The 26,578-nt window shown below is 69.8% G+C and carries 23 protein-coding genes; 14 read left to right on the forward strand and 9 right to left on the reverse strand.

Going from position 1 to position 26,578, the window contains the following annotated elements; genetic code table 11:
- The first annotated feature begins 8 nt into the window (after positions 1–8).
- From Aph01nite_RS18150 to pth, 3 genes are all read left to right on the forward strand, one after another.
- On the forward strand, positions 9–986 hold the full coding sequence (locus tag Aph01nite_RS18150) for a ribose-phosphate diphosphokinase (RefSeq protein ID WP_204042095.1): 978 nt from the start codon (positions 9–11) through the stop codon (positions 984–986).
- Between the two features lie 96 nt (positions 987–1,082).
- On the forward strand, positions 1,083–1,703 hold the full coding sequence (locus Aph01nite_RS18155) for a 50S ribosomal protein L25/general stress protein Ctc (protein ID WP_204042096.1): 621 nt from the start codon (positions 1,083–1,085) through the stop codon (positions 1,701–1,703).
- Positions 1,704–1,797: 94 nt separating this feature from the next.
- Positions 1,798–2,388 (forward strand): aminoacyl-tRNA hydrolase, encoded by a 591-nt coding sequence (gene pth / locus Aph01nite_RS18160; RefSeq protein ID WP_204042097.1) that lies wholly within the window; start codon positions 1,798–1,800, stop codon positions 2,386–2,388.
- Positions 2,389–2,390: 2 nt separating this feature from the next.
- Here the strand turns inward: pth and Aph01nite_RS18165 are convergent, their stop codons facing one another.
- A complete protein-coding gene (locus tag Aph01nite_RS18165; protein WP_239161784.1) occupies positions 2,391–2,963 on the reverse strand; it encodes a 3'-5' exonuclease family protein in 573 nt (190 codons plus the stop codon).
- 80 nt (positions 2,964–3,043) lie between these two features.
- Here Aph01nite_RS18165 and Aph01nite_RS18170 point away from each other — a divergent pair, with 80 nt between their 5' ends.
- From Aph01nite_RS18170 to Aph01nite_RS18200, 7 genes are all read left to right on the forward strand, one after another.
- On the forward strand, positions 3,044–4,492 hold the full coding sequence (locus Aph01nite_RS18170; RefSeq protein WP_239161785.1) for a sugar transferase: 1,449 nt from the start codon (positions 3,044–3,046) through the stop codon (positions 4,490–4,492).
- Positions 4,493–4,494: 2 nt separating this feature from the next.
- The gene (locus tag Aph01nite_RS18175) at positions 4,495–5,259 is read left to right on the forward strand and encodes a 3'(2'),5'-bisphosphate nucleotidase CysQ (RefSeq protein ID WP_204042098.1); all 765 of its coding nucleotides are present in this window, start codon (positions 4,495–4,497) and stop codon (positions 5,257–5,259) included.
- A 26-nt stretch (positions 5,260–5,285) separates the two neighbouring features.
- Positions 5,286–6,200 carry a sulfate adenylyltransferase subunit CysD gene (cysD, locus tag Aph01nite_RS18180; protein ID WP_204042099.1) on the forward strand — a complete coding sequence of 305 codons (915 nt, stop codon included), beginning with the start codon at positions 5,286–5,288 and terminating at the stop codon, positions 6,198–6,200.
- Complete coding sequence (gene cysN / locus Aph01nite_RS18185; protein ID WP_204042100.1) at positions 6,200–7,444, forward strand: sulfate adenylyltransferase subunit CysN; 1,245 nt, start codon at positions 6,200–6,202, stop codon at positions 7,442–7,444. The genes cysD and cysN overlap by 1 nt, the downstream gene beginning before the upstream one ends.
- Positions 7,445–7,553: 109 nt before the next feature.
- The gene (locus tag Aph01nite_RS18190) at positions 7,554–8,447 is read left to right on the forward strand and encodes a sulfotransferase family protein (protein ID WP_239161786.1); all 894 of its coding nucleotides are present in this window, start codon (positions 7,554–7,556) and stop codon (positions 8,445–8,447) included.
- 32 nt (positions 8,448–8,479) lie between these two features.
- Entirely contained in the window at positions 8,480–9,382 is a 903-nt protein-coding gene (locus Aph01nite_RS18195; protein ID WP_204042101.1) for a glycosyltransferase family 2 protein, read from the forward strand.
- Complete coding sequence (locus Aph01nite_RS18200) at positions 9,382–10,209, forward strand: WecB/TagA/CpsF family glycosyltransferase (protein ID WP_204042102.1); 828 nt, start codon at positions 9,382–9,384, stop codon at positions 10,207–10,209. Before Aph01nite_RS18195 ends, Aph01nite_RS18200 begins: the two co-directional genes overlap by 1 nt.
- Positions 10,210–10,407: 198 nt before the next feature.
- On the opposite strand, the gene Aph01nite_RS18205 is transcribed toward Aph01nite_RS18200, so the two are convergent.
- The 6 genes from Aph01nite_RS18205 to Aph01nite_RS18230 all read right to left on the reverse strand — a co-directional run bounded on the left by Aph01nite_RS18205 (position 10,408) and on the right by Aph01nite_RS18230 (position 17,855).
- Complete coding sequence (locus Aph01nite_RS18205; protein ID WP_204042103.1) at positions 10,408–11,280, reverse strand: sulfotransferase; 873 nt, start codon at positions 11,278–11,280, stop codon at positions 10,408–10,410.
- Entirely contained in the window at positions 11,277–12,896 is a 1,620-nt protein-coding gene (locus Aph01nite_RS42460; RefSeq protein WP_307836782.1) for a lipopolysaccharide biosynthesis protein, read from the reverse strand. Before Aph01nite_RS42460 ends, Aph01nite_RS18205 begins: the two co-directional genes overlap by 4 nt.
- 3 nt (positions 12,897–12,899) lie before the next feature.
- Positions 12,900–13,751 carry a sulfotransferase family protein gene (locus tag Aph01nite_RS18215; RefSeq protein ID WP_239161788.1) on the reverse strand — a complete coding sequence of 284 codons (852 nt, stop codon included), beginning with the start codon at positions 13,749–13,751 and terminating at the stop codon, positions 12,900–12,902.
- Positions 13,748–14,149, reverse strand: a complete 402-nt coding sequence (locus Aph01nite_RS18220; protein WP_204042104.1) for a hypothetical protein — start codon at positions 14,147–14,149, stop codon at positions 13,748–13,750. The genes Aph01nite_RS18215 and Aph01nite_RS18220 overlap by 4 nt, the downstream gene beginning before the upstream one ends.
- Before the next feature lie 965 nt (positions 14,150–15,114).
- On the reverse strand, positions 15,115–16,275 hold the full coding sequence (locus Aph01nite_RS18225; protein ID WP_239161789.1) for an O-antigen ligase family protein: 1,161 nt from the start codon (positions 16,273–16,275) through the stop codon (positions 15,115–15,117).
- A gap of 431 nt (positions 16,276–16,706) precedes the next feature.
- A complete protein-coding gene (locus tag Aph01nite_RS18230) occupies positions 16,707–17,855 on the reverse strand; it encodes a YveK family protein (RefSeq protein ID WP_204042105.1) in 1,149 nt (382 codons plus the stop codon).
- Positions 17,856–18,049: 194 nt separating this feature from the next.
- Here Aph01nite_RS18230 and Aph01nite_RS18235 point away from each other — a divergent pair, with 194 nt between their 5' ends.
- Positions 18,050–19,084, forward strand: a complete 1,035-nt coding sequence (locus Aph01nite_RS18235) for a glycoside hydrolase family 26 protein (protein WP_239161790.1) — start codon at positions 18,050–18,052, stop codon at positions 19,082–19,084.
- A gap of 1 nt (position 19,085) precedes the next feature.
- Here the strand turns inward: Aph01nite_RS18235 and cysC are convergent, their stop codons facing one another.
- On the reverse strand, positions 19,086–20,303 hold the full coding sequence (gene cysC, locus Aph01nite_RS18240; protein ID WP_204042106.1) for an adenylyl-sulfate kinase: 1,218 nt from the start codon (positions 20,301–20,303) through the stop codon (positions 19,086–19,088).
- 83 nt (positions 20,304–20,386) lie between these two features.
- On the opposite strand from cysC, the gene Aph01nite_RS18245 reads away from it, so the two are divergent.
- Positions 20,387–20,899 (forward strand): SigE family RNA polymerase sigma factor, encoded by a 513-nt coding sequence (locus Aph01nite_RS18245; RefSeq protein WP_204042107.1) that lies wholly within the window; start codon positions 20,387–20,389, stop codon positions 20,897–20,899.
- Entirely contained in the window at positions 20,896–22,137 is a 1,242-nt protein-coding gene (locus Aph01nite_RS18250; RefSeq protein ID WP_204042108.1) for a hypothetical protein, read from the forward strand. Before Aph01nite_RS18245 ends, Aph01nite_RS18250 begins: the two co-directional genes overlap by 4 nt.
- Here Aph01nite_RS18250 and Aph01nite_RS18255 read toward each other — a convergent pair.
- A complete protein-coding gene (locus Aph01nite_RS18255) occupies positions 22,130–22,849 on the reverse strand; it encodes a class I SAM-dependent methyltransferase (RefSeq protein ID WP_204042109.1) in 720 nt (239 codons plus the stop codon). The genes Aph01nite_RS18250 and Aph01nite_RS18255 overlap by 8 nt on opposite strands.
- Before the next feature lie 224 nt (positions 22,850–23,073).
- On the opposite strand from Aph01nite_RS18255, the gene mfd reads away from it, so the two are divergent.
- The gene (mfd, locus tag Aph01nite_RS18260) at positions 23,074–26,571 is read left to right on the forward strand and encodes a transcription-repair coupling factor (RefSeq protein ID WP_204042170.1); all 3,498 of its coding nucleotides are present in this window, start codon (positions 23,074–23,076) and stop codon (positions 26,569–26,571) included.
- Positions 26,572–26,578 lie beyond the last annotated feature (7 nt).

The raw sequence follows: 26,578 nt of genomic DNA on the forward strand, positions 1-26,578 counted from the left end.
CAAGTCGCATGAGTGGGATTCAGACGATGGGTCAGAAGAACCTGATGTTCTTCTCCGGCCGGGCATATCCGGAGCTGGCCGAGGAAGTCGCCCGGAACCTGGGGGTGGAGATCACCCCCACCGCCCTGCGGGACTTCGCGAACGGTGAGATCTACGTCCGCTACCTGGAGTCCGTACGGGGCTGCGACGCCTTCATCATCCAGAGCCACACCGCCCCCATCAACAAGTGGATCATGGAACAGCTCATCATGGTGGACGCCCTGAAGCGCGCCTCCGCCAAACGGGTGACCGTGATCATGCCGTTCTTCGGGTACGCCCGGCAGGACAAGAAGGGCCGGGGCCGCGAGCCCATCACCGCCCGCCTCATGGCCGACCTGTTCAAGCAGGCCGGCGCCGACCGCCTGATGTCCATCGACCTGCACACCTCGCAGATCCAGGGCTTCTTCGACGGCCCGGTGGACCACCTGTTCGCGATGCCGATCCTCATCGACTACCTGCGCGACAAGATCGACCCCGCCACCACCACGATCGTCTCGCCCGACACCGGCCGGGTTCGGCTGGCCGAGCGCTGGTCCGACTCGCTGCACACCCCGGTCGCCTTCATCCACAAGCGGCGCGACCTGGACGTGGCCAACCAGGTGAAGGTCAACGAGGTGGTCGGCAAGGTCCGCGGCCGCACCTGCGTGCTGATCGACGACATGATCGACACCGGCGGCTCGATCTGCAAGGCCGCCGACGCACTCTACGAGCACGGCGCCACCAACGTGGTGGTGGCCGCCACCCACGCCGTCTTCAGCGAGCCCGCCGTGGACCGGCTGAAGAACTCCCGCATCTCCGAGGTCGTGGTCACCAACACGCTGCCGATCCCGGAGGAGAAGAGGTTCGACAAGCTCACCGTGCTGTCGATCGCGCCGCTGATCGCCCGCGCCATCACCGAGGTCTTCACCGACGGCTCGGTGACGAGCTTGTTCGAAGGGGATTCCTGAGCCGATAGACTGCTCAGGTTGCGCTCGTAACGCCTTCCGCTAGGGCGGGTGAGGGGGAGCGCGTCATCCAGCCGACTCATCCCTAGGAGATGTGCCGTGTCCGAAGTCAAGATCACCAGCGAAGTCCGCGACCAGTTCGGCAAGGGCGCCGCCCGCGCCATCCGCCGCGCCAACCGCGTCCCCGCCGTCCTGTACGGTCACGGCACCGAGCCCCGCCACCTGAGCCTGCCGGGCCACGAGCTCCTGCTCGCGCTCCGCACCCCGAACGTGCTGATCAAGCTGGAGGGCGCGGTCACCGAGCTGGCCCTGCCCAAGGGCGTGCAGCGCGACCCGATCAAGGGCTTCCTGGAGCACGTGGACCTGCTCCTGGTCAAGCGCGGCGAGAAGGTCGTCGTCGAGATCCCGGTCACCGTGACCGGCGACGTCATCAGCGGCGCGCTGCTCGACCAGCAGATGATCCAGGTGCAGGTGGAGGCCGAGGCCACCCACATCCCGAGCGGCGTCGAGATCGACGTCGAGGGCAAGGAGGTCGGTTTCTCGCTGCACGCCGCCGACCTGCCGCTGCCGTCCGGCACCTCCCTGGTGAGCGACCCCGAGGCGCTGGTCCTGCACGTCGTCGCCGCCCCGGTGGCCGACCTGCCCGAGGAGCCGGTCGCCGAGGCCGCCGCCCCGGCCGAGGCCGCCGAGGAGGCTCCCGCCGAGGCCGCCGCCGAATAACGGTCTTCAGCGCAAGCCCCACCCGGCCTCGCCAGGTGGGGCTTTCGTGTGTACGGCGTTAGAGTTCGAGATCCAGGGTGAGCGGGGAGACGTGGTGGATCGCTGGCTAGTGGTCGGATTGGGCAATCCCGGCGCGGAGTACGCGGCCAACCGGCACAACGCGGGCTTCATGGTGGCCGACGAACTGGCGGCCAGGGCCGGCGGCCGGTTCAAGGCGCACCGGGCGCGGGCCGAGGTCATGGAGGGCCGCCTGGCCGGGGAATCCGTGGTCCTCGCCAAGCCGCTGTCGTTCATGAACCTGTCCGGCGGGCCGGTGAAGGCGCTGGCCGACTTCTACAAGACGACGAACCTCATCGTGGTCCACGACGAGCTGGACGTGCCGTACGGCGCGCTGCGCACGAAGCTGGGCGGCGGAGACAACGGTCACAACGGCCTGAAGTCCATCACCAAGTCGATGAACACGAAGGACTATCTGCGCCTGCGGTTCGGCATCGGACGTCCTCCCGGCCGCATGGACACGGCCGTCTACGTGCTGAAGGACTTCGCCACGGCCGAGCGTAAGGATCTGCCTTTCCTGGTGGACCGGGCGGCCGACATGGTGGAGTCGCTGATCCAGGCCGGGCTGGAGCCCACCCAGAACAAGTTCCACGCGGCGGACCTGAACCTGTCGGGCCCGCCGCGCTGACCCTACTTCCGCCAGTCCATCAGGTTCTGGAAGAGCTCCGCCTGCTCGATGGCGTCGTCGAGGGCGTGGTGGGAGTGCGGGCGCGTGGACCGGAGCTCCTGCGGCATCTGGCGTTTGGTGGCCCAGCCGATGGGGACTCCGGCCCTGGCGGCGTACAGGGTCTTGATGTCGATGCAGCGGGAATGCCCGAAAGGCGAGGAGCCCACGAAGTTCATGAAATACCAGTACATCCACATCCAGTCGTACGAGAGCGGATAAGCCGCCAGCACGGGGGTGGATTTGCCGCACGTCTCGATGAGCCACGTGGCGGCGGCCTTCATGGCCTCCTGGGGGTCGCGGCCCTCGCGGACGAGCAGGTCGCGGTCCAGGCCGCAGACGGCCATGGCTTCTGGCACGAAATCATCGCTGATCGGCCGTAATTCCGCATAAAACGTGCTCGCGGTCGGGTCGCAGCGCTCGAACTCGCGGCCCCGCATGCGCCCGGCCACGGCCATCCCAAAACTCACCATCGAATACGGCCCCGGAATGGGACCGTCCGCCTCGATATCGACGGAAATGTAGGTTTCGGCTTTCACGGAATTCTCCCCAAGGGCAGCGCTAGCATGTCCAGCGGTCGATTAACGGTGGGTATGCGTACGGTTACACGGAGGCATGCGTGGGGGACGGCGAGGTGGGGGCGGTCGTCGTCGTTCGCCCGCGGGGAGTCGTACGGCGGGGCACCGCGTCGCCCGGATGGACGGTGCGGTATCGGGTGAGCGCGGCCGTGTCCGACATCATCTGTGCCTTTCTTGCCGGGGCCGCGGCGGTGCTGCTGCGGTTCGGGGAGGTCACTCCCTATGTGGAGCCTTACGTTCTGCTGAGTGGAACGCTCCCATTGTTATGGGTGATCGTCATGGGGCTCAACCGCGTATACGAGCCCAGACTGATCGGCGTCGGCTCCGAGGAGTTCCGCCGCATCGCCCAGTCCGGCATCGCGGTGATCGCCGCCGTCGCCATCGCCGCCTACGTCACCAAGACCGACGTGGCCCGCGGCTACGTGGTGCTGGCCCTCCCGCTCATGACCATCCTCACCCTCCTCGGCCGGTACGGCCTGCGCCGCGGCCTGCACCGCAGGAGATCCCGGGGCGGCTGCATGCGCAGGGTCGTCGCCGTCGGCCACCCGGAGGCGGTCGCCGACCTGGTCCGGCTGTTCCGCCGTGAGCGCTACCACGGCATGGACATCGTCGCCGCCTGCCTGCCCAAGGAGGGTCCCGACGTCGGGGTTCCCGTGCTGGGCGACTTCTCCGACGTGCCCCTGGTGGTGAACAGCATCAACGCCGACACGGTCGCCGTGCTCGCCTGCCCGGAGTTCGACGGGGTCGCGCTGCGGCGGCTGGCGTGGCTGCTGGAGCGAAGCCGTACGGACCTGGTGGTGGCGCCCGCGCTGATGGAGGTGGCCGGGCCGCGCACCACCATCCGCCCGGTGGCCGGCCTGCCGCTGCTGCACGTGGAGCACCCGGAACTGGCCGGCGTCCGGCGGCTCATCAAGAACGGCTTCGACCGGCTGGTGGCGGGCCTGATCCTCGTGCTGCTGTCGCCGCTGCTGGCCGGCCTCGCCGTCGCGGTGAAGGCGACCAGTTCGGGCCCCGCGCTGTTCCGCCAGACCCGGATCGGCCGGGACGGCAAGGAGTTCACCATCCTCAAGTTCCGCACCATGGCGCAGGACGCCGAGCACCGGAAGATCCAGCTCGTCAGCGACGCCGACGGCGTGCTCTTCAAGATCCGGCGGGACCCCCGGATCACCCCGCTCGGCGCGCGCCTGCGGCGCTACTCGCTGGACGAGCTCCCGCAACTGATCAACGTGGTCAAGGGCCACATGTCCCTGGTCGGCCCCCGCCCGCCCCTGCCCGAGGAGGTGGCCCGCTACGGCGACGACGTACGCCGCCGCCTGCTGGTCCGCCCCGGCATGACCGGTCTCTGGCAGGTGAACGGCAGATCCGACCTCTCCTGGGAGGAATCGGTACGGTTGGACCTGCGTTATGTCGAGAACTGGTCCCTGATGTTGGATCTTCAAATCCTCTGGAAGACGTGGTCGGCCGTGGCACGCGGAGCAGGAGCGTACTGAGCATGAAGACGATTCGCGACGACCACGCCCTCGCCGAAGATCTGGCGACCGAGGCGGGCGAGAGACTTTTACGGCTCCGCGCGCGGTACGGCTTCGACGACCCCAAGGCGCTCAAGGACGCCGGCGATCGCGAGTCCCACCGTTTCCTCACCGAATCCCTGGAACGCCTGCGCCCGAGCGACAGTGTGCTGTCGGAGGAGGGCGACCGGCTGGACCCGGCCCGGTTGAAGGCGAGCCGCGTGTGGATCGTCGACCCGCTGGACGGCACCCGTGAGTTCGGCGAGGCCGGGCGGGCGGACTGGGCGGTGCACGTTGCCCTCTGGGAGGACGGCAGGCTCGCGGCGGGCGCGGTGGCGTTGCCCGCGCAGGGGCGTACCCTCGGGACGGGTAAGCCGCCGGTGTTGCCGCGCCACGAGGGGACCCGGTTCCGGATCGCGGTGAGCCGTACCAGACCGCCGGAGTTCGTGCAGAAGCTCGCCTACCTGGTCGGCGCCGACCTGGTGCCGATCGGCAGCGCGGGCGCGAAGATCTCCGCGGTGCTCACGGGCGACGTCGAGGCGTACGTGCACGCCGGCGGGCAGTATGAGTGGGATTCGGCGGCTCCGGCCGCGGTCGCGCTCGCCGCGGGAGCGCACGCGAGCCGCATCGACGGCACGCCGTTGACCTACAACCAAGCCGACCCGTCACTGCCGGATATCCTGGTCTCCCTACCGGATCTAGCGCCAACGTTGCTCGCTGGGATCCGTGACCTGCGTCGGCCGGTGTAATCACCCCCAGATCAGAGGAAGCCCCAATGCTTCAGCGCGACTACACGACGTCGCAGCTCGACGTCCTCGAAGCCGAGGCGATCCACATCATGCGTGAGGTCGCGGCCGAGTTCGAGCGTCCCTGCCTGCTCTTCTCCGGCGGCAAGGACTCGATCGTGATGCTGCGCATCGCCGAGAAGGCGTTCTGGCCGGCGCCGATCCCGTTCCCGCTCATGCACGTGGACACCGGCCACAACTTCAGCGAGGTCATCGACTTCCGGGACCGGCGGGTGGCCGAACTCGGCGCCCGGCTCGTGGTGGCCTCGGTGCAGGACTCCATCGACGCCGGCCGCGTGGTCGAGGAGACCGGCCGGCGGGCGTCGCGGAACCGGCTGCAGACCACCACGCTCCTGGACGCGATCGAGGAGCAGGAGTTCGACGCGGTCTTCGGCGGCGCGCGCCGCGACGAGGAGAAGGCGCGGGCCAAGGAGCGCGTGTTCTCCTTCCGCGACGACTTCGGCCAGTGGGACCCGAAGAACCAGCGGCCCGAGCTCTGGAACCTGTACAACGCGAAGATCCGCAAGGGCGAGCACATCCGCGTCTTCCCGCTGTCCAACTGGACCGAGCTCGACATCTGGGACTACATCCGGCGGGAGGGCATCGAGATCCCGTCGATCTACTTCGCCCACACCCGCCGCGTCTTCGAGCGCGACGGCATGCTGCTGCCCGAGTCCGACGTGCTGGAGCGCGGCGACGACGAGCCGCTGTTCGAGGCGATGGTGCGCTACCGCACGGTCGGCGACATCACCTGCACGGGCGCCGTCCCGTCCACCGCGAGCACGGTGAGCGAGATCATCGACGAGATCGCGGCGACCAGGATCACCGAGCGCGGCGCCACCCGGGCCGACGACCGGGCCTCCGAGGCGGCCATGGAAGACCGCAAGAAGGAAGGGTACTTCTGATGGACATCCTCCGGTTCGCCACCGCGGGCTCCGTGGACGACGGCAAGTCGACGCTCATCGGCCGCCTGCTCTTCGACTCCAAGGCCATCTTCGAGGACCAGCTGGAGGCCGTCGAGCGCACCAGCCGGGACCGGGGCACCGAGTACACCGACCTCTCGCTGCTCACCGACGGCCTGCGCGCCGAACGCGAGCAGGGCATCACCATCGACGTGGCCTACCGCTACTTCGCCACGCCCAAGCGCAAGTTCATCATCGCCGACACCCCCGGGCACATCCAGTACACCCGGAACATGGTCACCGGCGCCTCCACGGCCGACCTGGCCATCATCCTGATCGACGCGCGCAAGGGCGTGCTCGAACAGTCGCGACGGCACGCGTTCCTGACCACGCTGCTGCGGGTGCCGCACCTGGTGCTCGCGGTCAACAAGATGGACCTGGTCGACTACTCCGAGGAGCGGTTCGAGGAGATCCGCGAGGAGTTCACCTCGTTCGCGTCCAAGCTCAACGCCAGCGACCTGACCTTCATCCCCATCTCCGCGCTCCACGGCGACAACGTCGTCTCCCGCTCCGAGAACATGCCGTGGTACGAGGGCACCTCGCTCCTGCACCACCTGGAGCACGTGCACATCGCCTCCGACCGCAACCTGGTCGACGTGCGCTTCCCCGTGCAGTACGTCATCCGCCCCCACAAGACCGAGTTCCACGACTACCGGGGCTACGCCGGGCAGGTCGCGGGCGGCGTGCTCAAGCCGGGCGACGAGGTCGTGCACCTGCCGTCCGGGCTGTCCACCAGGATCGCCTCCATCGACACCTTCGACGGCCCGGTGGACGAGGCGTTCCCGCCGATGTCGGTGACCCTGCGCCTCGAGGACGACATCGACATCTCCCGCGGTGACATGATCTGCCGGCCGAACAACCAGCCGGCCGCCAGCCAGGAGATCGACGCGATGATCTGCTGGATGGCCGACGGCGTGAAGCTGCGCCCCCGGGCCAAGCTGACCATCAAGCACACCACCCGGACCGCGCGCGCCCTGGTCAAGGATCTGCACTACCGGCTGGACGTGAACACGCTGCACCGCGACGAGACGGCCGCGGAACTGGCGCTCAACGAGATCGGCCGGGTCTCGCTGCGCATCACCCAGCCGCTGTTCGTGGACGAGTACGCCAGGAACCGGCTGACCGGCGGCTTCATCCTGATCGACGAGGCCACCAACGGCACCGTCGGAGCCGGGATGATCCTCTGACTCTGGGTAGATCATTTAACGTTCCGTGAACATGTAGTTACTCTCCGCGCTAGCGTCGGCACGTTCCGCATCCACTTCGGGGGTCGTGCTCGTGTCAGACGCTCAGCCGGTGATCTTCGTAGGAGGCCTCGGGCGCAGCGGCACCACGCTGCTGGAGCGCCTCCTCGGAGAGCTTCCCGGGGTCGCGCCGCTCGGTGAGGTCGTGCACCTGTGGCGGCGCGGCGTGCAGGCCGACGAACCGTGCGGCTGCCGCCAGCCGTTCGCGCAGTGCCCGTTCTGGCACAAGGTGGGCGAGCGCGCCTTCGGCGGCTGGCGGCCCGCCAAGGCGGAGCGGCTCCAGGAGCTGCGCGTCAAGGTGGACCGCACCCGGCGCGTCCCGGTGTTCGCGCTCGGCCTCATCAGCCGCGAGGCCCAGCTGACCGAGTATGTCGCGTCGTACCACCGGATCTACGCCGCCGCCGCCGAGATCGTGAACGGGCGGGTGGTGGTGGACTCCAGCAAACACGCCTCGCTCGCGTACTGCCTGTCGGCGATCATGGATCTGCAGGTCGTGCACGTGGTGCGCGACCCGCGGGCCGTGGCCGCGTCCTGGCGCAAGCGGGTGGCCCGCCCGGAGGACGGCGCCCCCATGGCGCGCTGGACGCCCGTCAGGACCGCCCTGCACTGGCTGGTCCAGAACCTCGCCTTCGAGATGCTCCGGGTCAAGGGCGTGCCCGTGCTGCGGGTGCACTACGAGGACCTGGTCGAGGAGCCGACGCGGACGCTGCGCCGCCTCGCCGACCGTCTCGACCTGGCGTACGGGGAAGGCGACCTCGACTTCATCACCGGCCACGAGGCCCGGCTCGGCGTCGCCCACACCGTCTCCGGCAACCCGATGCGCTTCGCCGTCGGCCGGATCAGGTTCCGCGAGAACCACGCCCACCTGCCCCTCCCGCACCGCTGGGCGGTCACCCTGATCACCCTCCCCTTCCTCCTCCGGTACGGCTACCGCCTCACCTACTAGTCCTCGCCCATGAGTTTCGCAAGGAGAGTTCGATGAACCCGTCCGTCGGCGTTGTCATCCCCACGCGCGGCGACCGGCCGGGCCCGCTGCGCGCCGCGCTCGAAGGCGTGCTCGGCCAGGACTACCCGCGGCCCGCCCAGGTCGTGGTCGCGGTGGACGGCGGCGACCCGATCGACGTCGCCGAACAGATCGCCGACGCCGTCGCCGCCACCCGCGGCCGGGTCCGGGTGCTGCCCAACCGGCTCACCCCCGGCCTGCCCGGCGCGCGCAACACCGGCATCGCCGCCCTCGGCACCGACCTGATCGCCTTCTGCGACGACGACGACGTCTGGCTGCCCGGCAAGCTCACCGCCCAGGTCGCCCGCCTCGGCGCCGCCGACTTCGCCTCCTGCGCCATCGAGGTCGAGTACGGCTCCCGCCGCGTCCCCCGTACGGCGGGGCGCTCCGAGGTGACCGTGGCCGACCTGGTCAGGTCGCGGATGATGATGGTGCACTCCTCCACGTTCCTGTTCCGGCGCGGCGCGCTGTGGGTGGACGAGAGCGCCCCCGGCGGCCAGAACGAGGACTGGGACCTGGCCCTGCGCGCCGCCCGCCGCCAGCCCATCGTGTTCGTGGACGAGCCCCTGGTCCGGGTCCGCTGGGGGGCTTCGCAGTACGTCACCCGGTGGGCGGACCGGATCGCCGGGCTGGAGTGGATGCTGGCCAGGCATCCCGAGCTGGCCGCCGATCCGCGCGGTTCCGCCCGCGTCTACGGGCAGCTGGCGTTCCACCACGCGGCGCTTGGGCATCGCCGGGAGGCCGGACGGTGGGCGCTGCGCGCCTTCGCGGCCCGGCGTGGCGAGCCGCGCGCGCCGATCGCGCTGGCCGTGGCCATCGGGCTGGTGTCCGCGCACGCGGTGCTGGCCGCGCTGCACACCCGTGGACACGGCATCTGATGGGGAAGAAGGCGTCCCTGCTCGCCGTACCCCCGCAACGGCTCGCGCCGGAACCGCGCGCACGGCGGCGACGGCGGGTGTCCGTAGCCGGGATCGAAGTGGACCGGCTGACCGAGATCCAGGTCGTCGACCGGGTCGTCGGGGCCGTGCGGCGCGGGCGCGGCGGGCATGTGATCACCCCGAACGTGGACATCTGCCGGGCGTGCTCGCGGGACGACGACCTGCGGGCCCTGGTGTTGAAAGCCGATCTCGCGGTGGCCGACGGCATGCCGCTGGTGTGGGCCGCCCGCATGCTCGGACGGCCGGTGCCGGCGCGGATCACCGGAGCCGACCTGATCTGGTCCCTGTCGGAGGCGGCCGCGTTCTACCGGATCCCCGTCTACCTGCTCGGCGGCCCGCCGGGCGTCGCCGACCGCGCCGCCATCGCCCTCTGCGACCGCTACCCCGGCCTGATCGTCGCCGGCGTGGACGCGCCCCCGACCGGCTTCGAGACCGACCCCGAGCGGTTCGACCAGGTCCGCCGCGCCCTCCTCGACGCCGCCCCCCGGCTCGTCTTCGTCGGCCTCGGCTTCCCCAAACAGGACCTCCTGATCGAACGCCTCCGCGCCGACCTCCCCGAAACCTGGTTCATCGGCTGCGGCTCCGCCATCGCCTTCGCCGCCGGCTCCGTACGGCGTGCGCCCCACTGGATGCGCGACCACGGCCTCGAATGGCTCTACCGCCTCACCACCGAACCCAGCCGCCTGGCCCGCCGCTACCTGATCGACGACCTCCCCTTCGCCCTCCGCCTGCTCCTGGTGTGTTTCGTACGACGCCTGTTCACCTGAGTCAGGGACGAGCGAGGAAGGCTCGGACGTCGGCGGCCAGGGAGGTCAGTTGCTGCCCGGCTTCGATCCAGGTGGTCGATGAACTGCCTGTTGGTGAACCGGAGGACGGGGTCTGGGTCTCGGGAGCAGCGGACGGTCACCTCGGGGTGTTCGTGATCTTCGTCGCCCACGTGAGCAGGATAGTTCGAGACCGGGCGTTCAGCCGACGAGGGTGGTGACTCTGGAGGCGTCTTCGGGGGAGAGGCGGGTTCGGGTGGCGGCGGTGGCGCTGTCGGTGCGGCGGAACGCCGTACGGGAGAGGCCGGACCAGGTGAAGGGGCGGTCGGTGGCGGGGCCGGTGCAGGCGTGGCGGATGAGGTGGGCGGAGCGGTCCGTCCAGGTGAGGCCGGACCAGGAGTAGAGGTCGCGGAAGCCGTAGAGGGGGTCGGCGGCGAGGGATTCGTAGCTGACGACGCGGATGTTCGGGTGGGTGAGGGCGTCGGTGAAGTCGCGGGCCGCGCGCCAGAGGGCGGCGGCTTTGGCGAGGCGGTCGGTGGAGCCGACGTGTTCGCGCAGCGTGAGCAGGTGGGGGTGGTCGCGGACGAGCAGGGGTTGTTCGAGGAGTTCGTGGAAGTAGACCGTCCAGCCGAGGTACTGCCAGCTGCCGACGAACGGGACCGGGTTCCGGGTCAGGATGATGACGCGGCAGTTCAGGCGGGTGGCGAACCAGGCTGCGGAGAACAGGGCGAAGGGGTCGTCCAGGAGGGCGCGGCGGCCGAGGAGGCAGCCGAGGGTGAACGCGGTGCCGTGTTTGAGCAGCCGGGCCAGGGAGCCGGGGCGGTGGTTGCGGCGGAGTTCGGCCAGGAAGCGGTAGCGCAGGGCGGTCGTGTCGGTGAACGCGGGGAGCCAGTCGGGCTCGTTGTCTTCGCAGATGTACTGGAAACGGGCGGGGGGTGGGGCGTTGAGGACGCCGGGGTAGCGGCGTTCGGGGTTGAGGGGCTCGTTGACGTAGACGAGTTCGCCGGAATGGCAGAGCATGCGGCCGGTCCAGCTGGTGCCGCTGCGGGGGAGGCCGGTGACGAGGATGGTCATATCGCGATCCTGGGGCGGAAGGTGTGCACTTGGATCAGGGGAAGGATGTTCTTCACCAGGACGCCGGCGGACCAGCCGAGGGCCGCGCCGAGGGCGCCGAGGGCCGGGACCAGGAGCAGGTCCAGGGCGATGGTGACGGTGACGGCGACGATGACGTTGACGAGGCTCGCGGTGGTACGGCCGGAGGCGATGAGGAGCACGTCGACCATGCCGCAGGCGGTGGCGATCATCATCGTGGCGGAGAGGATCAGGGCGATGTCCACAGCCTGGGGATAACTCGGGCCGAAGAGGGCGAGCAGCCAGGGGGCGAAGACGGCGTAGCCGATCCAGATCGGCCAGGTGAGGGCGACGAGGGTTCTCGTGGTCTGGCGGTAGAGGCGTTTCGCTTCCGCGTGGTTGTTGGTGGTGATGGCTTGGATCAGGCGGGGTTGGGTGGCTTGGGCGAGGCCCTGGTTGGCCAGTTGGCCGAGGATTTTGAAGCGGGTGGCGGCGGTGTACATGGCGGCTTCGGCGGGGCCCGCCAGGAACGCGACCACGACGATGTCCAGTCGTTGGAACACGGCTTGAATCGCGGCGGCCACGGACCGGGGGCCGGTGTATCGCCAGAACTCACCCCATCCCGTCCTTCCAAACGAATCCCTCGAAACTCTCAGCCCCGCGAGCACCAGAACAGGCAACGACGGCAACGCCCACGCAAGTAGCAGAACCGGCACCGACGCGTCGGCCAACAACGCACCCCCCACCAACACAAGCTGGCCAACCGGCTGCACCAACCCCGCCAAAATCAACGTTCCCCGCATATTCCCCCGCCCTCTGGTGGCCGCCACCAACACATCCGCCACCACCACAACCGGCAGAACCACCCCCAGAACCCGACTCTCCACTGACCCCCAAACCAACCCCCCACCCACCAACACCGAAAGCACCAAAACCGGCCCAACAGCCACCCAAACCAACCGTGGCTGCTCTCCCACCCACCCACCCTTCGATTGCCCCCGGGGCTCCGCCCCGCCCCCCAACCCCAGCCCCCCGGGCTCCGCCCGGCCCACGACCCGCCGCCCTTCGGGCTCCGCCTGACCCTCCCACTCACGCCTTGCGAGTTCCGCCTGACCCTCCCACTCACGCCTTGCGAGTTCCGCCTGGCGCACGAGGCGCTTCTCGTCGTGCACCCAGGGCTGCGCGTCGCTGGTCTGGTTGAGGGTCTGGAGCCCTTCTTCACCACTCCCGAGTGCCGAGAGCTTCACCCAATCGCTACTGCGGGGTGTCTTCCCCCCGTTCACTTCCTCGCGTTTCAGGGACGTTGCTTCTGCTCCCTCGGGCGTGGCTGTCCGTGAGGAGCCCTGTTGGAGGGCTCGGACCGGGTCGGCCGTCGGATGAGGGTGGGGCTCTGTTTCGGGTTGGCGGGCGCGGAAGTAGATGAGGCCGTTGCCGGTGTCTAGGCGGAGGATGCCGGTGAGCATCAGGGCCAGGGCGGTGGTGGTGAAGAAGGTGCCGGCTGTGGTGGGGGGGAGGGAGCGGGTGATGAGGAGGACCAGGAGGAATTGGGAGAGGGCGGTGGTGGTGGCGGTGGTTAGGCCGGATAGGGAGCCGGGGGGGAGTTTGGGGAGTTTGGGCATGGGTTAGCGGCGCCAGGAGGGGGTGGTGCCTAGCCAGGGCTGGAGGAGGACGTCCCAGGGGAGGAAGTGTTCGGAGAGGCGGTGGCGGAGGTGCGGGGGCATTTCGGGGCGGGGGCGGGGGTTGTGGCGGTCGAAGATGGGGTCGGTGAGGCGGGGGAGGCCGAGGAATTCGAGGATGCGGTCGTAGGTGGGTTCGGGGTCGGTGAAGAAGGTGCCGCTGTCGAGGACGAGGACGCGGTCGCGGCCGACCAGGAGGTCCAGGGGGGCCAGTTGTTCGGCGTAGCGGCCGCGGGAGACGTAGGCGTGGTGGCGGTGGGCGTGGCTTACGTATGAGGGGTCTTGTTTGAGGTTTTCGGCGGCGCCGGCGAGGCGTTCTTCCTCCAGGTCGAGGGCTCGCTCGAAGGAGGTCTCTGTTTCGAAGCCCCGGGCCAGTTCGTGGGCGAAGGCGGAGTAGGCGCGTTCGACCGGGTCGCGGACGAGGACGATCAGTTTTACGCCGGGGAGGTCCCAGGCGATCCGAGAAACCGCCAACGGGTGGAACAAGTAATAGGGGGACGACTCGAAGGCCAAGGGGCGGTGGCCGTAGCGGTATTCGAGGCGGGCGGCGGTGGCGCGTAGCGGAAAATGGGCTCGATACCAGGACAGGCCTCGGTCGTAGGCCATGTCGAAGAAATGCACACCCTTGCGGAGCACGGGTTTCAGCATCAGAGGATGTTGCGACAGGGCGCGGTACAGCGATGTGGTGCCGCAGCGCTGGGCGCCGACGATCAGGAACGACGGGAGCATGCGGCCGCTCCCGGTCAGCCTCCCCGCGGTGATCGAAACCGCGTGAGCAGTGGTCTTCAGGGCGCTCACGGCAACACCTCCAGATGATCGAGAACGGGATTGAGCCAGTCAGAGGCGGGACCGAGCGGTTCGTGGTCGTCTCGGCGATGGCGGTCGGCCAGCGTCATCAGGTAGTGCGCGGCGGTCAGCCGAGCCTCCGCGAACGACAACCCGAACGGCTCCAGAATCCGCCCGGCCCTGCTGACACACGCCTGCGCCGCCTGACCGGGCCGCATCCGCCGCAACGCCCCATGAAAGAAGTGATGCAACGCGTCGAACCCGATCGGCACCCCAACCTCGAACCGCTCCCAGTCCCACACCAGCAACTCGCCGTCCCCACCCGCACAGACATTCCACGGCGAGAAATCCCCATGCCACGCCCCCGCCGGATCCAGTCCCGCGATTTCACTCACCGCCGCCGCCAGCAACTCCGCCCCAACCTTCCTCCGCCCACCCAGACCCCCCGGCGCCCAAGCCCCACCCCCGAACGGCAACCGCGCCCACCGCCCACCAGAGGGCCGAGCGAAAGAGGCGAAACCTGCCCCCTGCCCGAAGCCATGGGTGCCCGCCGACGAGGTCGGCCCGCCTGACCGTGTGGGGTTGATCCCGTGCGGGAGTCCGTGGGTGTTGGGCGACGAGGTCGGCCCGCTTGGGTATGCGGAGCTGGGTTCCTGCCCGAAGTCATGGGTGCTCGCCGACGAGGTCGGCCCGCTTGACCGTGTGGAGTTGGCTCCGTGCGGGAGCCCGTGGATGTCTGGGGACAAGGTTGGCCCGCTTGAGTATGCGGAGCTTGGTTCCTGTACGAAGCCGTGGGCGATCGGCGATTGGCCGGAGGGCGGCGCGATGGGGGATGCGAAGCCGGTCTCGCGTGGGACGTCGTCGATTGGCGTGGGAGACGGCGGATCGCTCCTGCGGTGGGTGCCGTTGGTTGGTAAGGGGGAGAGGAGGAGGACGTCTAAGTCTCGCCAGGTGCCGAAATGTAGGACGGTGGGTGGGGTTACGACCTTGAGGGGGCGGTCGTGGAGCATGCGGAGGGTGGCTGCTTCGTGGTGGACGAGGGCGCTTGTTCGGGGGTTGTCGCCGATTTTGACGAAGCCGAGGAGTCCGTCCGATCCGTACGCCTCCAGGATTGGTTTGCGGTTGGCTCGCCGGGCCGGGCGGACGTGGAGCACGGTGTGGATGGGTTGGCCGAGTATGTCGCTCAGGTACGTTTCGATCGTGTCGGGGCCGTCTCCGACCAGTACTCGACCACCGACGTGCCAGCGCGCACGAGGCACCAGCCGCCGGGGCACGAGCCGATGCGGGAGCAGGGTGCGGGCCGAGGTCCGGGACGACGGCGGGAACAGCATGGGGATCACCTCGTCGAGATAGCGCAGGCGGAGGTCGGCGTCGCTCATGTGGCGTTCCGCCACAGCAGCGCGAACGAGATCAGGTAGAGGCTCAGCGCGGTGACCATGCCGTCGTAGATGAACATGTAGAACAGCGCCAGCACCATCACCAGCACTCCCGCCTGCCCGATCGGGGAGCGATCAGTCCAGTACCGCCGTACGGCTCCCGCGAAGAAGCCGGCGTAGAGGCACGCCCCGACGAAGCCCTGGGAGATCATCAGCAGCCAGAGCTGGCCGTCGCTGCCGAGGGGCGGGTGGCCGCAGGTGTCGCACCAGTCGCTCTTGCCGGTGGTGATCGTACGGTGGCTGCCGAACGCGTTGCGGGTGCTGCCGTACCCGATGATCGGGGAGGTGGCGGCGGTCTGGACGGTGGCGGAGACGGTGAAGGCGCGGATGTCGTTGCTGTGGGGGCTGTCCAGGCGCTGGGCGACCATCGGAGCCAGCGGGGAGAGGACGAAGGCGGTGGCGGTGGCGGCGATGGCCGTACCGATGGAGAGGAGGCGGTGGGAGCGGACGGCCAGGTAGGCGAGGGAGAAGCCGAGGCCGATCCAGAGGCCGCGGTTGAGGGAGTAGACGATCGGGATGGCGGCGAGGGCGAGGACGACGGCGGTGAGAACTCTGCGGAGCGGGCCGCCGTAGCCCCACCAGCCGACGAGGAACCAGATGATCAGGACCGAGGCGTTGCTGCCCCAGGCGTTGGCCCATTCGAAGGGGGCCTCCGGGCGGGGGGAGGCGTGGCCGAGCACGTGCTGCATCTGGGCGGCGGTGGGGTGGATCAGGTTGGTGACGAAGGAGTTGCCGGAGATCCAGCGGGGGAGCACCAGCTCGACCGGGGACGTGAACGCGAAGTGCGGCATCAGCACGCCGAGCAGCCCGCCCGCGACCGTGGTGAGAAAAAGCGCGCCGAGCATGCGCACGAGCGCGAGCTGCGGCAGTTCCTCGCGGGTGAGGTTGCCCAAGTAGAGCACGACGACCAGCAGCGACAGATAGATGGCCAGCCGCATCACGTAGCCGGTCACCCGCCCGGCCGTGAGGTCCCCATAGGTGCCCTCAGGGGTCTCCGTCAGAGCGAAAGCACTGATCAGGTACCCCGCGATCAGCAACGCCCAAAGCCCGAACCCCTTGGGCACCTTGATCGGCCGCCGCCGGCACAGAATGACCAACATCGGAACGGCCACCACAATGACCGACAGGCCCCCGAAGCCGAGCGCCCACCACACGGGATATCCAACGAGCAACGCCCAAATCGGCCAGACAGCACCCCAGCTCACCCTCAGGCGGCTCATCAGCAGAGGACTCATGCGGCGGGGGCCCATCAAGTGAGGACCAACCGCGAAGAGACTCGCCGGCAGGCGGCAAGTCGCGAGGGAAGCCACCGGGAGAGGGCTCGCCGGCAGGCGGCCAAGTGCGAGGGAAATCACCGGTGGGCTCACGGGCAGGCTACTGCGGTGTCCGATAACGTTCACCGGCTTGGAGTCGTGCGATCGCCGAGGCTGGCGAGGCGCTTCGACCCGGCGAAGGTTTGTGGTCACGGCACTGGCCGCGAGGGGAGCCGCCGGTAGAGGGCTCTCCGGTTGGCGGTCCGACGGGTGAGGGGTCATCGGGTGGGCTCCGTTGCGACCACTACGGGGGGTACGGAGAGCACGCCGAGGACGGTGGTGCCGCGTGCGGTGAGGGAGCGGGTGGCGTGGGCGACCTCTTGGGCGCGGGTGCGGCGGAGGCCGACCAGGAGTACGGCGGACGGGGCACGGCCGTTGGTGACCAGGTCGAGGGTGGGGAACTCGGCGGCGATCAACGGGGCGGCGGTCGTGCCGACGGGTTCCAGGAGGACCGGGCCTTCGGGGAACAGGTCGGAGAGGGTTTCCGCCAGGGTGCCGATGTCCTTGGCCGGAAGCTCGGCCAGGAGGGGCAGCGCGGTCAGGCGTTCGATGTCGGCGGGGACGCGTAGCCGGGTGTCCAGGCGGTCGCGGGTGAAAGCCGACACGGCTCCCGTCAGGACGCCTAGAAAGAGACCACTGCCGAGATAGAGCGGAGGGCTGGGAGTGCTTGCGCGCAGCGGCGGGCGGGCTGGGCTGATCACTGTGCCGGGGGTGATCGCGGTGGTTTTGAGGGTGTCGTATTTCAGGGTGAGGCTGTAGGACTGCCGGCTGAGCACCGCCTGCTGGTGCGCGGTGACGGCGCGCTCCGCCGAGCCACGGGCGAGTGGCGCCAGCGTGACCGCCACCCGGCTCAGCGACACGTTGACCTGCCGGAGCTTCACCAGCAGCGCCCGCATCTGCGCGAGCAAAGTCTGTTGCGCGGCCTCCGCCCGATGCCGCAGGTACGCGTCCGCGAACGCCTGAGCCCCCGCCGCCGCCACCACCGAATCGGGCGCCGCAAACGAAATCCTGAGAATTCCGGAATTCGGCGGAACATCAACCCGAACCCGATACCGCAACGCTTCCGGATCTGTATTTTTCAGGATTTCGGCCGCCTTCGCGGCAACCACGGATGATTGGGCGATCTGCGCTTCGGTATCCAAATTGAGTGGTTCACGCTGGCGCTGGGTGACCTGATTGACCTGTTCCTGCACCCCGGTCGGCAACACCTGCACTTCCGCCGTCGCCGTGTACGCCCGAGGCGTGCCCACCAGCGCCCCCACCCCACCCGCCACCCCCGCCAGCAGGCACACCACCACCAGCCACCGGCGGCGCCGCAGCACGGAACCGTACTCGGCGAGATCCCGGCTGTGCGGGGGCAGGCTCATGGGGGACCTCGTCGTGGCGTGGGAACGGCGAAACAGAGTATGAACTATAGGCTCCCTTGAGCTTTACCCCAGCCAATTTTGAAGTTTTTCCACAGGCGAATCACGGGACAATAACAGACGTTCTTTGGACATGTCCGCCATGGGATATGAGAAAGCGCCGCACCCGTGAGCGGCGGTGATGGAATGGTGAACCCATGTTCATCGTCAAACGGGGGATCGTCGCGCTGGCTCTGGTCACCGGCTGCGCCCCCGCCTCCGGCACCGGCGCCGGCCCGGCCGCCCGTCCGGACGGCCTCCTCCGCCAGGAGACCACCTGCGTGGTCACCGACAAGCTCATCCCCACCTGCGGCGCCTGGTGGGGGATCGCGCCGGACGTCTTCACCGGCACCCCGCCCGCCCGCGCGGTCCAGCGCGCCGAACAGCGCATGGGCCGCCCGGCCGACATCGTGCACGTCTACCACCGGGGGGAGGAGCTGTTCCCCACCGACCAGGAGCGCCAGCTGGCCACCGGCCCGCGGATGCTGCTGATCAACTGGAAGCCGTCCCGGACCAGGACCTGGGCGCAGATCGCGCGCGGCGCGCTGGACGAGCGCATCGACGCCCTGGCCGCGCACATCACCCGGACCTTTCCGGGGCGCTTCTTCCTGACCATCCACCACGAACCGGAAAACGACGTGCACTCCAAGCCGGGGATGTCCGCCCAGGACTACGCGGCCATGTACCGGCATGTCGTGAACCGCCTGCGCAAGCAGGGCGTACGGAACGCGGTGACCGTCATGACGTACATGGGCGCGCCCAACTGGGCCACCAAGCCGTGGTTCGACCGGCTCTACCCCGGTGACGACGTGGTCGACTGGATCGGCCTGGATCCGTACGCGGACAACCGGGTCAGTGACTTTTCCACGCTGGTGGACAAGACGAGGCCGGATCACCCTCGCTGGCCGGGCTTCTACCGCTGGACGCAGTCACGCTTCCCCGGCAAGCCGATCATGGTGTCGGAGTGGGGGGCGTTCGAGCGCAAGACCGCTCCCCGGTTCAAGACCGACTTCTACGCCTCGGTGCGCGCCCAGATCCGCGACTACCCGCAGATCAAGGCGCTCGTCTACTTCGACTCGGCGTTCGCGCCCCGGGGGGACACCCGCTTCGACACGACGCCGGAGTCGGCGGCGGCTTTCACCCAGCTCGCCCGCGAAGCGCATTTCGCGGCGACGAAGGTCCCCGTGCAGTGAGTTAGCGGATCCAGCCGCCCGAGATGAGCCGGTTGAGCACCGTGGACACCGCGCGCTCAACCGGCATGTCGGTCGTGTCCAGTTCGAGGTCGGCGTCGTCAGGCTCCTCGTACGGCGCCGACACCCCCGTGAACTCCGGGATCAGCCCCGCCCTGGCCTTGGCGTACAGGCCCTTGCGGTCGCGGCGTTCGCACTCCTCCAGAGGCGTCGAGACGTGCACCAGCACGAAGTCGGCGCCCACGGCCTCCACCATCTCGCGCACCTCGTCGCGGGTGTCCGCGTGCGGGGCGATCGGCGCGCAGATGGCCAGCCCGCCGTGCCGGGCCACCTCGGCGGCGACGAACCCGATGCGGCGGATGTTCAGGTCGCGGTCCTCGCGGGAGAACGTCAGGCCCTTGGACAGCAGCCGCCGCACCACGTCGCCGTCCAGGTAGGTGACCGTGCGCCCGCCGCGCTCCAGCAGGGCGTCCCGCAGGCCGCGCGCGACGGTCGACTTGCCGGAGCCGGACAGTCCGGTGAAGAACACCACGAGCCCGCGCCGGTGCGGCGGCCCGGGGATGCTGACCGGGGCGGGCCCGGCGTAGTGCTCGGTGGCGCCGTAGTTCGCGGCCACGTGCTCGCGCAGCTCCAGGTCGATGGCCGGGTCCTCGCGCGGCGCCAGCGGCACGGCCACCACGGTCGAACCGGGCAGCTCCGCGGACGCCTTCAGCGCGGCACGGACCACGGCCGGCCCCGCCTCGCCGTACACGAGGGGGAGCAGCAGCACGGCGGCGTCGAGCTCCTCGGCGGTGGCCGCGATGTCCTCGACGGCGGAGGAGTCCAGCGGCCCGCGCATGGTGACGGCCAGCACGTCGTCGGGCAGCTCCTTGCGCACCTCCGCCGGGGTACGGCGCAGCCGCGCGAACGGCCCGTACACCGGCGACCCGAGCGCCTCCAGACGCCCGGCGACGTGATGCCCGTTCCGCTCAGTGATCTCCAGAACGGCCAGCGCTGCGCCCTCCGGATCGGTCAGCCTGATGTGGCCGCCGAGGTCCTCGGGGAGCGCCAGCGTGATCGCGTCCGGCCACGGCGTGCCGTCGGCGAGCTGCCCGTGCTCGGTCACGCTCGCGACGTCCGCCGCCCCCAGGAAGCCGGTCAGCGGCGCGTACGCACCCGACAACAGGAGTTCCAGGTCGGCCAGCTCCCGGGGGTCGGGAGTCCACTCGGTCGCTTCGGTCATCAGTCGGTTTTCCGATCTCAGGCATAGCGGGCGTCGCCTCAGGGCGTCTTAGAGGCTGACATTAGCTCTACGAGGAGGTGGTCGTGGACGCCGCGGACGAACGAGCATTCCGCGATTTCGTGGCCGCGCGGTCGCCCGCCCTGATGGGCCTGGCCTACCTGCTCACCGGAGGCGACCAGCACGCCGCCGAGGATCTGGTGCAGACCTCCCTCGCCAAGGCGGTGACCCGCTGGCGCGGGATCGAGGACCCGGAGGCGTACGTCAAGCGAACCATGTACCACCAGCAGATCAGCACCTGGCGGCTGGCCTGGCGGCGGCACGAGACGAGCGTGGCCGAGCCGCCGGACACGGCCGCGGCCGACGGGACCGGCGCGGTGGACCTGCGGCTGGCGCTCCGGCAGGCGCTGGCCCGGCTGACCCCCAGGCAGCGCACGGTGCTGGTGCTGCGCTACTTCGAGGACCTGCCGGAGGACGAGATCGCGCGGATCCTGGGCTGTTCCGTGGGCACCGTCCGGAGCACCGCGCACCGCTCGCTGGCCCGGCTCCGCGCCCTGGCCACCGAGCTCACGCCCGCATACGAGGAGCTGACCCGATGAACGAGGAGACCCTGCTCAGGGAGACGCTCCGGCACTGGTCGGAGCAAACCCGGGTGCCCGCTGACCTGGCCGACCGGGTGCTGGACTCGCGCCGCCGCCGTCGGCTGCCCGCGCTGGCCGTGACCGCCGTCACCGTGGCCGCCGTCCTGGTGGCCGGGATGTTCGTGCTGCCCGGCGCGTTCCGCGAGCGTCCCGCGCCCGCCGCCGACGCCACGGTCACGGCGACCGTGAGCCCGCCTCCTCCCGATGTCCAGACGGACACCGAGAACGACCCGCCGCGGACCCTCATCGCCGCCGGGCAGGTGGCCGTCTCCGCGTACTCCACCCTGAGCTGGGTGCCGACCGGCCGGGGTACCGAGACGGTCCGCTGGCACTGGTCGCTCTACAACCCGGTCTCCGGCCAGTACGAGCCGACCGACTGGTCCTGGGTGGACGTCGCGCCGGGACTGCGCTTCGCGGCGGTCATCGAGGGCGACCTGCCCGCCAGGCGGGTCGGCGTGTTCGACATGAACACCCGGCAGGTGGTGCGCTGGATCGGCGTGGAGCAGGGCGCCGGGGCCGCGTACTGGTCCCCGGACGGCACCCGCATCCTGATCACCACCTACTCCGGCCCACCCGACGAGTTGCGCTGGCTGAACGAGGAACGCACCATGTCCCGAGGCGCGTCGGCCAGCAGGACGGGATTCGCCATCGCCGACGCCAGCACCGGTCAGGTCGCCTTCCGGTCGTTCAAGGGGGGCGGCCGCCGCCCTGGCTTCCCGCCGAACGCGGACAATGCGGACAATGCGGACGGTCCCAGCGGGCGGCGGGACTTCCGCTGGAGCGAGGACGGCACGCTGATCTGGGAGCCGCAGGTCCTCGCGCCGGCCCAGGCCTTCTACGACCTGGAGGGCAACTCCCGGCCCGCGCCGCCGGACCGGATGGAGGGCAGCCAACTGGCGGGCGTCTCGCCCAACCGGAGACTCATCGCCGACCGCGGCCGCCCGCCCGGCCCGGAGACCACCGTCAAGGACCTGACCACCGGCGAGATCGTCGGCACTCAGAAGATGCTCCAGCTGATCGCCTGGGCTGACGACGGCCATCTCATCGCGCTCGGTTGCGCGGGCGCCTGCGAGAACGAGTTCAGCTCCGCGCTCATGCTGGTGAGCGTGGACGGCCGGAAGGTTGTCCAGCTGTCCTCCTACCGGAGCAACACCAACGATCCGGACGTCTGGGATCCGCTTCTCACGATCAGATGAGGCGGGCGAAGTGGTGCTGGGGTTTCCGTACGACCAGGGCGACCTCGTCGTGGTCGGTGGCCAGGCGCCCGCCCGAGAGTCGGCCGACCGCGCGGCAGAGCAGGGCCACGAGCCCGCCGCGCGGCCCCAGCCGGGCCGTGCCGCTGGTCAGCGTGTGCTCCTCGGCGATCATCAGGCCGCGCATCAGGCAGTAGGACTGGATGCCCTCCCGCGAGGACACCGGCTCGTAGACCGCGGGCAGCGGCCCGACGGCCCCCGCCGGCGCCAGCCAGCGCCACAGCCGGTTCCGGAAGGGGGCTTTCCGGTCGAGGAACCCGTAGGCGGATTTCCGGTCCCGCATGCGGATCAACAGGAGCCCGCCGGGGCGCAGGCCGTTGACGATCCGGTCCAGCACCAGCTCCGCGTGGGGGATGCGTTCGAGCAGGAACTCCACGCAGACCACGTCGTAGGAGCGGGGGGCCAGCGCGGCCGAGCGCAGGTCGCCCAGCGACCAGACGTTCAGGTCGGTCCTGGCCGCGGTGGCGGCCCGCAGGTCCGGGCGGTCCTCGTCCACGCCGGTCACCCGGGCCTCGATCCGGTCCAGGTCCAGCGGGGTGCCGCGGCCGCAGCCGGCGACCAGGATGTCGAGGCGGCGGCCGAGCTGCTCGTTCCACTGCTCGCGGATTCGCTGGCTGAAGACGCCACCCGCAGCGGTCATTCGCACGTCAGACATGTCACGAAGGGTAGTCAATCGACTACATGATCGTCACGGATTCGCTCCCGACTCGCCCGCGACGTCCTCTCCCGGGGAAGTAGCCTTGGAGGCATACCCCCGGTCCCAAACAGGTTCCGGGATGTTCGTGCTGCCCTCGAACGGGTTCCGGCGGCGCGGCGGTGCACTCTAATGGGGGCCTACAGGCGATGTCCGAAATGGCGATGTCCGATATCACGATGACGATGTCCGCGCTCTCCGGTCTGCTCGACGTGGTGGCGGCCGATCCCCGGCTGGCCGAGTGCCTCGACGACCAGGTGGGCGCCGACCTGGTCGCGCCCGCCGCGCTGCGCCCCTTCACGGTCGCCGCGCTGGCACGCTCCCGCCCGGTGCTCGCCGTCACCGCCACCGGCCGCGAGGCCGAGGACCTGGCCGCCGCCCTGACCAGCCTGCTGCCCGACACCGCCGTCGCCGTCTTTCCCGCCTGGGAGACCCTGCCGCACGAGCGCCTCTCCCCGCGCAGCGACACCGTCGGCCAGCGCCTGGCCGTGCTCCGCCGCCTGGCCCATCCGGTCGCGGGCGACCAGTCGGCCGGCCCGCTGCGGGTGGTGGTGGCCCCGGTCCGCGCGGTCCTGCAGCCCATCGTGGCCGGGCTCGGCGACCTCCAGCCCGTACGGCTTCGCCCCGGCGACGACGCCGAACTCGACGACGTGGTCGCCAAACTGGTCGAGAACGGCTACCACCGGGTCGACATGGTGGAGAAACGCGGCGAGGTGGCCGTGCGCGGCGGCCTGCTGGACGTCTTCCCGCCCACCGAGGAGCACCCGCTGCGGCTGGAGTTCTGGGGCGACACGGTGGAGGAGATCCGCTGGTTCAAGGTCGCCGACCAGCGTTCTCTGGAGGTCGCCCAGGACGGCCTGTTCGCCGCGCCCTGCCGCGAACTGCTGCTCACCCCGGAGGTCAGGGAGCGCGCCAGGGAGCTGGCCGACCAGCATCCGGCGCTGAAGGAGATCCTGGACCAGCTGGCCGAGGGTGTGCCGGTGGAGGGCATGGAGGCGTTCGCGCCGGTGCTCGCCGGGGGCATGAACCTGCTCCTCGACCACCTCGCCGCGCGTTCGGCCGTGTTCGTCTGCGATCCGGAGCGCATCCGCAGCAGGGCGGTGGAGCTCGTCCGTACCAGCCAGGAGTTCCTGGAGGCGTCGTGGATCACGGCCGCCGCCGGGGGCGAGGCGCCGATCGACCTGGACGCGGCCGCGTTCCGGACGCTGGAGGAGGTGCGCACGCACGCCGGTGAGCTGGGCCAGCCGTGGTGGAGCATCGCGCCGTTCGGCGACGGGGTGGAGCTGCCGGCGCACGACGTCGAGGCGTACCGGGGGGACACGCAGCGGGCGCTCGGCGACATCAAGGGGTGGCTCGGCTCGGGGCGCTCGGTGGTGCTGCTGAGCGAGGGCCACGGCCCGGCCGAGCGCATGGTCGAGCTGCTCAAGGGCGTGGACGTGGCCGCCAAGCTGGTGCCGTCGATCACCGAGCCGCCCGGCAGGGACGTGGTGCTGGTCACCACCGGACGGCTGGAGCACGGCTTCGTCACCGACTCGCTGGCCGTTCTCACCCATCTGGACCTGGTCGGCCAGAAGGCCTCCACCAAGGACATGCGCCGCCTGCCCAGCCGCCGCAGGAACATGGTGGACCCGCTCCAGCTCAAGATCGGCGACCACGTCGTGCACGAGCAGCACGGCGTCGGCCGCTACATCGAGATGGTCCAGCGCACCGTCCAGGGCGCCACCCGCGAATACCTCGTCATCGAGTACGCCAAGGGCGACCGCCTCTACGTCCCCACCGACCAGCTCGACGAGGTCACCCGGTACGTCGGCGGCGAGTCCCCGACCCTCAACCGCATGGGCGGCGCCGACTGGGCCAAGGCCAAGACCCGGGCCAAGAAGGCGGTCAAGGAGATCGCCGGCGAGCTGATCCGGCTCTACTCGGCCCGGATGGCCTCCCCTGGCCACCCCTTCGCGGCCGACTCTCCCTGGCAGCGCGAGATGGAGGACGCCTTCCCGTACGCGGAGACCGGCGACCAGCTGGAGGCCATCGACGAGGTCAAGCGCGACATGGAGCGCCCGATCCCGATGGACCGGCTGATCTGCGGCGACGTCGGCTACGGCAAGACCGAGATCGCGGTCCGCGCGGCCTTCAAGGCGGTCCAGGACGGCAAGCAGGTGGCCGTGCTGGTGCCCACCACGCTCCTGGTCCAGCAGCACCTGTCCACGTTCGGGGAACGATTCGCCAACTTCCCCGTCGTGGTCAAGCCGGTCTCCCGGTTCCAGACCGACGGCGAGGTGAAGGACACCCTGGACGGGCTCAAGACCGGCGGCGTGGACGTCGTGATCGGCACCCACCGGCTGTTCTCGCCCGAGGTCAGGTTCAAGGACCTCGGCCTGATCATCGTGGACGAGGAGCAGCGCTTCGGGGTCGAGCACAAGGAGCAGATGAAGCACCTGCGTACCCAGGTGGACGTGCTGGCCATGTCGGCCACGCCCATCCCGCGCACGCTGGAGATGGGCCTGACCGGCATCCGGGAGATGTCCACCATCCTGACCCCGCCGGAGGAGCGGCACCCGATCCTGACCTTCGTCGGGCCGTACGACGAGAAGCAGATCGCGGCGGCGATCCGGCGCGAGCTGATGCGCGACGGCCAGGTGTTCTTCGTGCACAACCGGGTGCGCAGCATCGACAAGGTGGCCGCGCGCCTGCACGAGCTGGTGCCGGAGGCGCGGATCGCGGTCGCGCACGGCCAGATGAACGAGCAGCAGCTGGAACGCATCATGGTCGGCTTCTGGGAGCGCGAGTACGACGTGCTCGTGTCCACCACGATCGTGGAGTCCGGTCTCGACGTGCCGAACGCGAACACGCTGATCGTGGACAGGGCCGACAACTACGGCCTGAGCCAGCTGCACCAGCTGCGCGGCCGGGTCGGGCGCGGCCGGGAACGCGGGTACGCGTACTTCCTCTATCCGCCGGAGAACCCGCTCACCGAGACCGCGCACGAGCGGCTGGCCACCATCGCCCAGCACACCGAGATGGGCGCCGGCATGTACGTGGCCATGAAGGACCTGGAGATCCGGGGCGCGGGCAACATCCTCGGCGCCGAGCAGTCCGGCCACATCCAGGGCGTCGGCTTCGACCTGTACGTGCGCATGATGGCGGAGGCCGTCCAGGAGCAGAAGCAGAAGCTCTCCGGCGAGACCGTCACCGAGCAGCAGGACGTGAAGGTCGAACTGCCCATCAACGCCCACATCCCGCACGACTACGTGACGAGTGAGCGGCTGCGGCTGGAGGCGTACAAGCGCATCGCCGCCATCGCGGCCGAGGACGACATCACCGCCGTCCGCGACGAGCTGACCGACCGGTACGGCCGGCTTCCCGTCGAGGTCGACAACCTCCTGGAGGTCGCGCGTTTCCGCATCAGGGCCAGGAAGGCCGGACTCACCGACGTGCAGCTCATGGGAACGAACATCAAGTTCGCCCCGGTTCGGCTGAAAGACTCCCAGCAGGTACGGTTGCAGCGGCTCTACCCGAAGGCGCTTGTGAAGCAGGCGACGGAGACCATGCTCGTGCCGGTGCCCAAGACCAAGCCCATCGGCGGCCAGCCGCTGCGGGACCTGGATCTGCTCCGGTGGTGCGGGGACCTGGTCGAGGCCATGTTCCTGGAACCGCTCCGGGCCCAGGCCGGGGGAGCCCGCTGAGGTAGGA

This window comes from Acrocarpospora phusangensis (genome assembly GCF_016862995.1).
In the GTDB taxonomy this organism is placed as follows: Bacteria; Actinomycetota; Actinomycetes; order Streptosporangiales; family Streptosporangiaceae; genus Acrocarpospora; species Acrocarpospora phusangensis.

Excerpts from the sequence above, each read along its gene's own strand:
- Aph01nite_RS18150 (WP_204042095.1), top strand. The coding sequence starts at position 9 with ATGAGTGGGATTCAGACGATGGGTCAGAAGAACCTGATGTTCTTCTCC.
- Aph01nite_RS18175 (WP_204042098.1), top strand. The coding sequence starts at position 4,495 with ATGAAGACGATTCGCGACGACCACGCCCTCGCCGAAGATCTGGCGACC.
- cysD (WP_204042099.1), top strand. The coding sequence starts at position 5,286 with ATGCTTCAGCGCGACTACACGACGTCGCAGCTCGACGTCCTCGAAGCC.
- cysN (WP_204042100.1), top strand. The coding sequence starts at position 6,200 with ATGGACATCCTCCGGTTCGCCACCGCGGGCTCCGTGGACGACGGCAAG.
- Aph01nite_RS18195 (WP_204042101.1), top strand. The coding sequence starts at position 8,480 with ATGAACCCGTCCGTCGGCGTTGTCATCCCCACGCGCGGCGACCGGCCG.
- Aph01nite_RS18200 (WP_204042102.1), top strand. The coding sequence starts at position 9,382 with ATGGGGAAGAAGGCGTCCCTGCTCGCCGTACCCCCGCAACGGCTCGCG.
- Aph01nite_RS18205 (WP_204042103.1), bottom strand. The coding sequence starts at position 11,280 with ATGACCATCCTCGTCACCGGCCTCCCCCGCAGCGGCACCAGCTGGACC.
- Aph01nite_RS42460 (WP_307836782.1), bottom strand. The coding sequence starts at position 12,896 with ATGCCCAAACTCCCCAAACTCCCCCCCGGCTCCCTATCCGGCCTAACC.
- Aph01nite_RS18225 (WP_239161789.1), bottom strand. The coding sequence starts at position 16,275 with ATGTTGGTCATTCTGTGCCGGCGGCGGCCGATCAAGGTGCCCAAGGGG.
- Aph01nite_RS18230 (WP_204042105.1), bottom strand. The coding sequence starts at position 17,855 with ATGAGCCTGCCCCCGCACAGCCGGGATCTCGCCGAGTACGGTTCCGTG.
- Aph01nite_RS18235 (WP_239161790.1), top strand. The coding sequence starts at position 18,050 with ATGTTCATCGTCAAACGGGGGATCGTCGCGCTGGCTCTGGTCACCGGC.
- cysC (WP_204042106.1), bottom strand. The coding sequence starts at position 20,303 with ATGACCGAAGCGACCGAGTGGACTCCCGACCCCCGGGAGCTGGCCGAC.
- Aph01nite_RS18250 (WP_204042108.1), top strand. The coding sequence starts at position 20,896 with ATGAACGAGGAGACCCTGCTCAGGGAGACGCTCCGGCACTGGTCGGAG.
- Aph01nite_RS18255 (WP_204042109.1), bottom strand. The coding sequence starts at position 22,849 with ATGTCTGACGTGCGAATGACCGCTGCGGGTGGCGTCTTCAGCCAGCGA.
- mfd (WP_204042170.1), top strand. The coding sequence starts at position 23,074 with ATGTCCGCGCTCTCCGGTCTGCTCGACGTGGTGGCGGCCGATCCCCGG.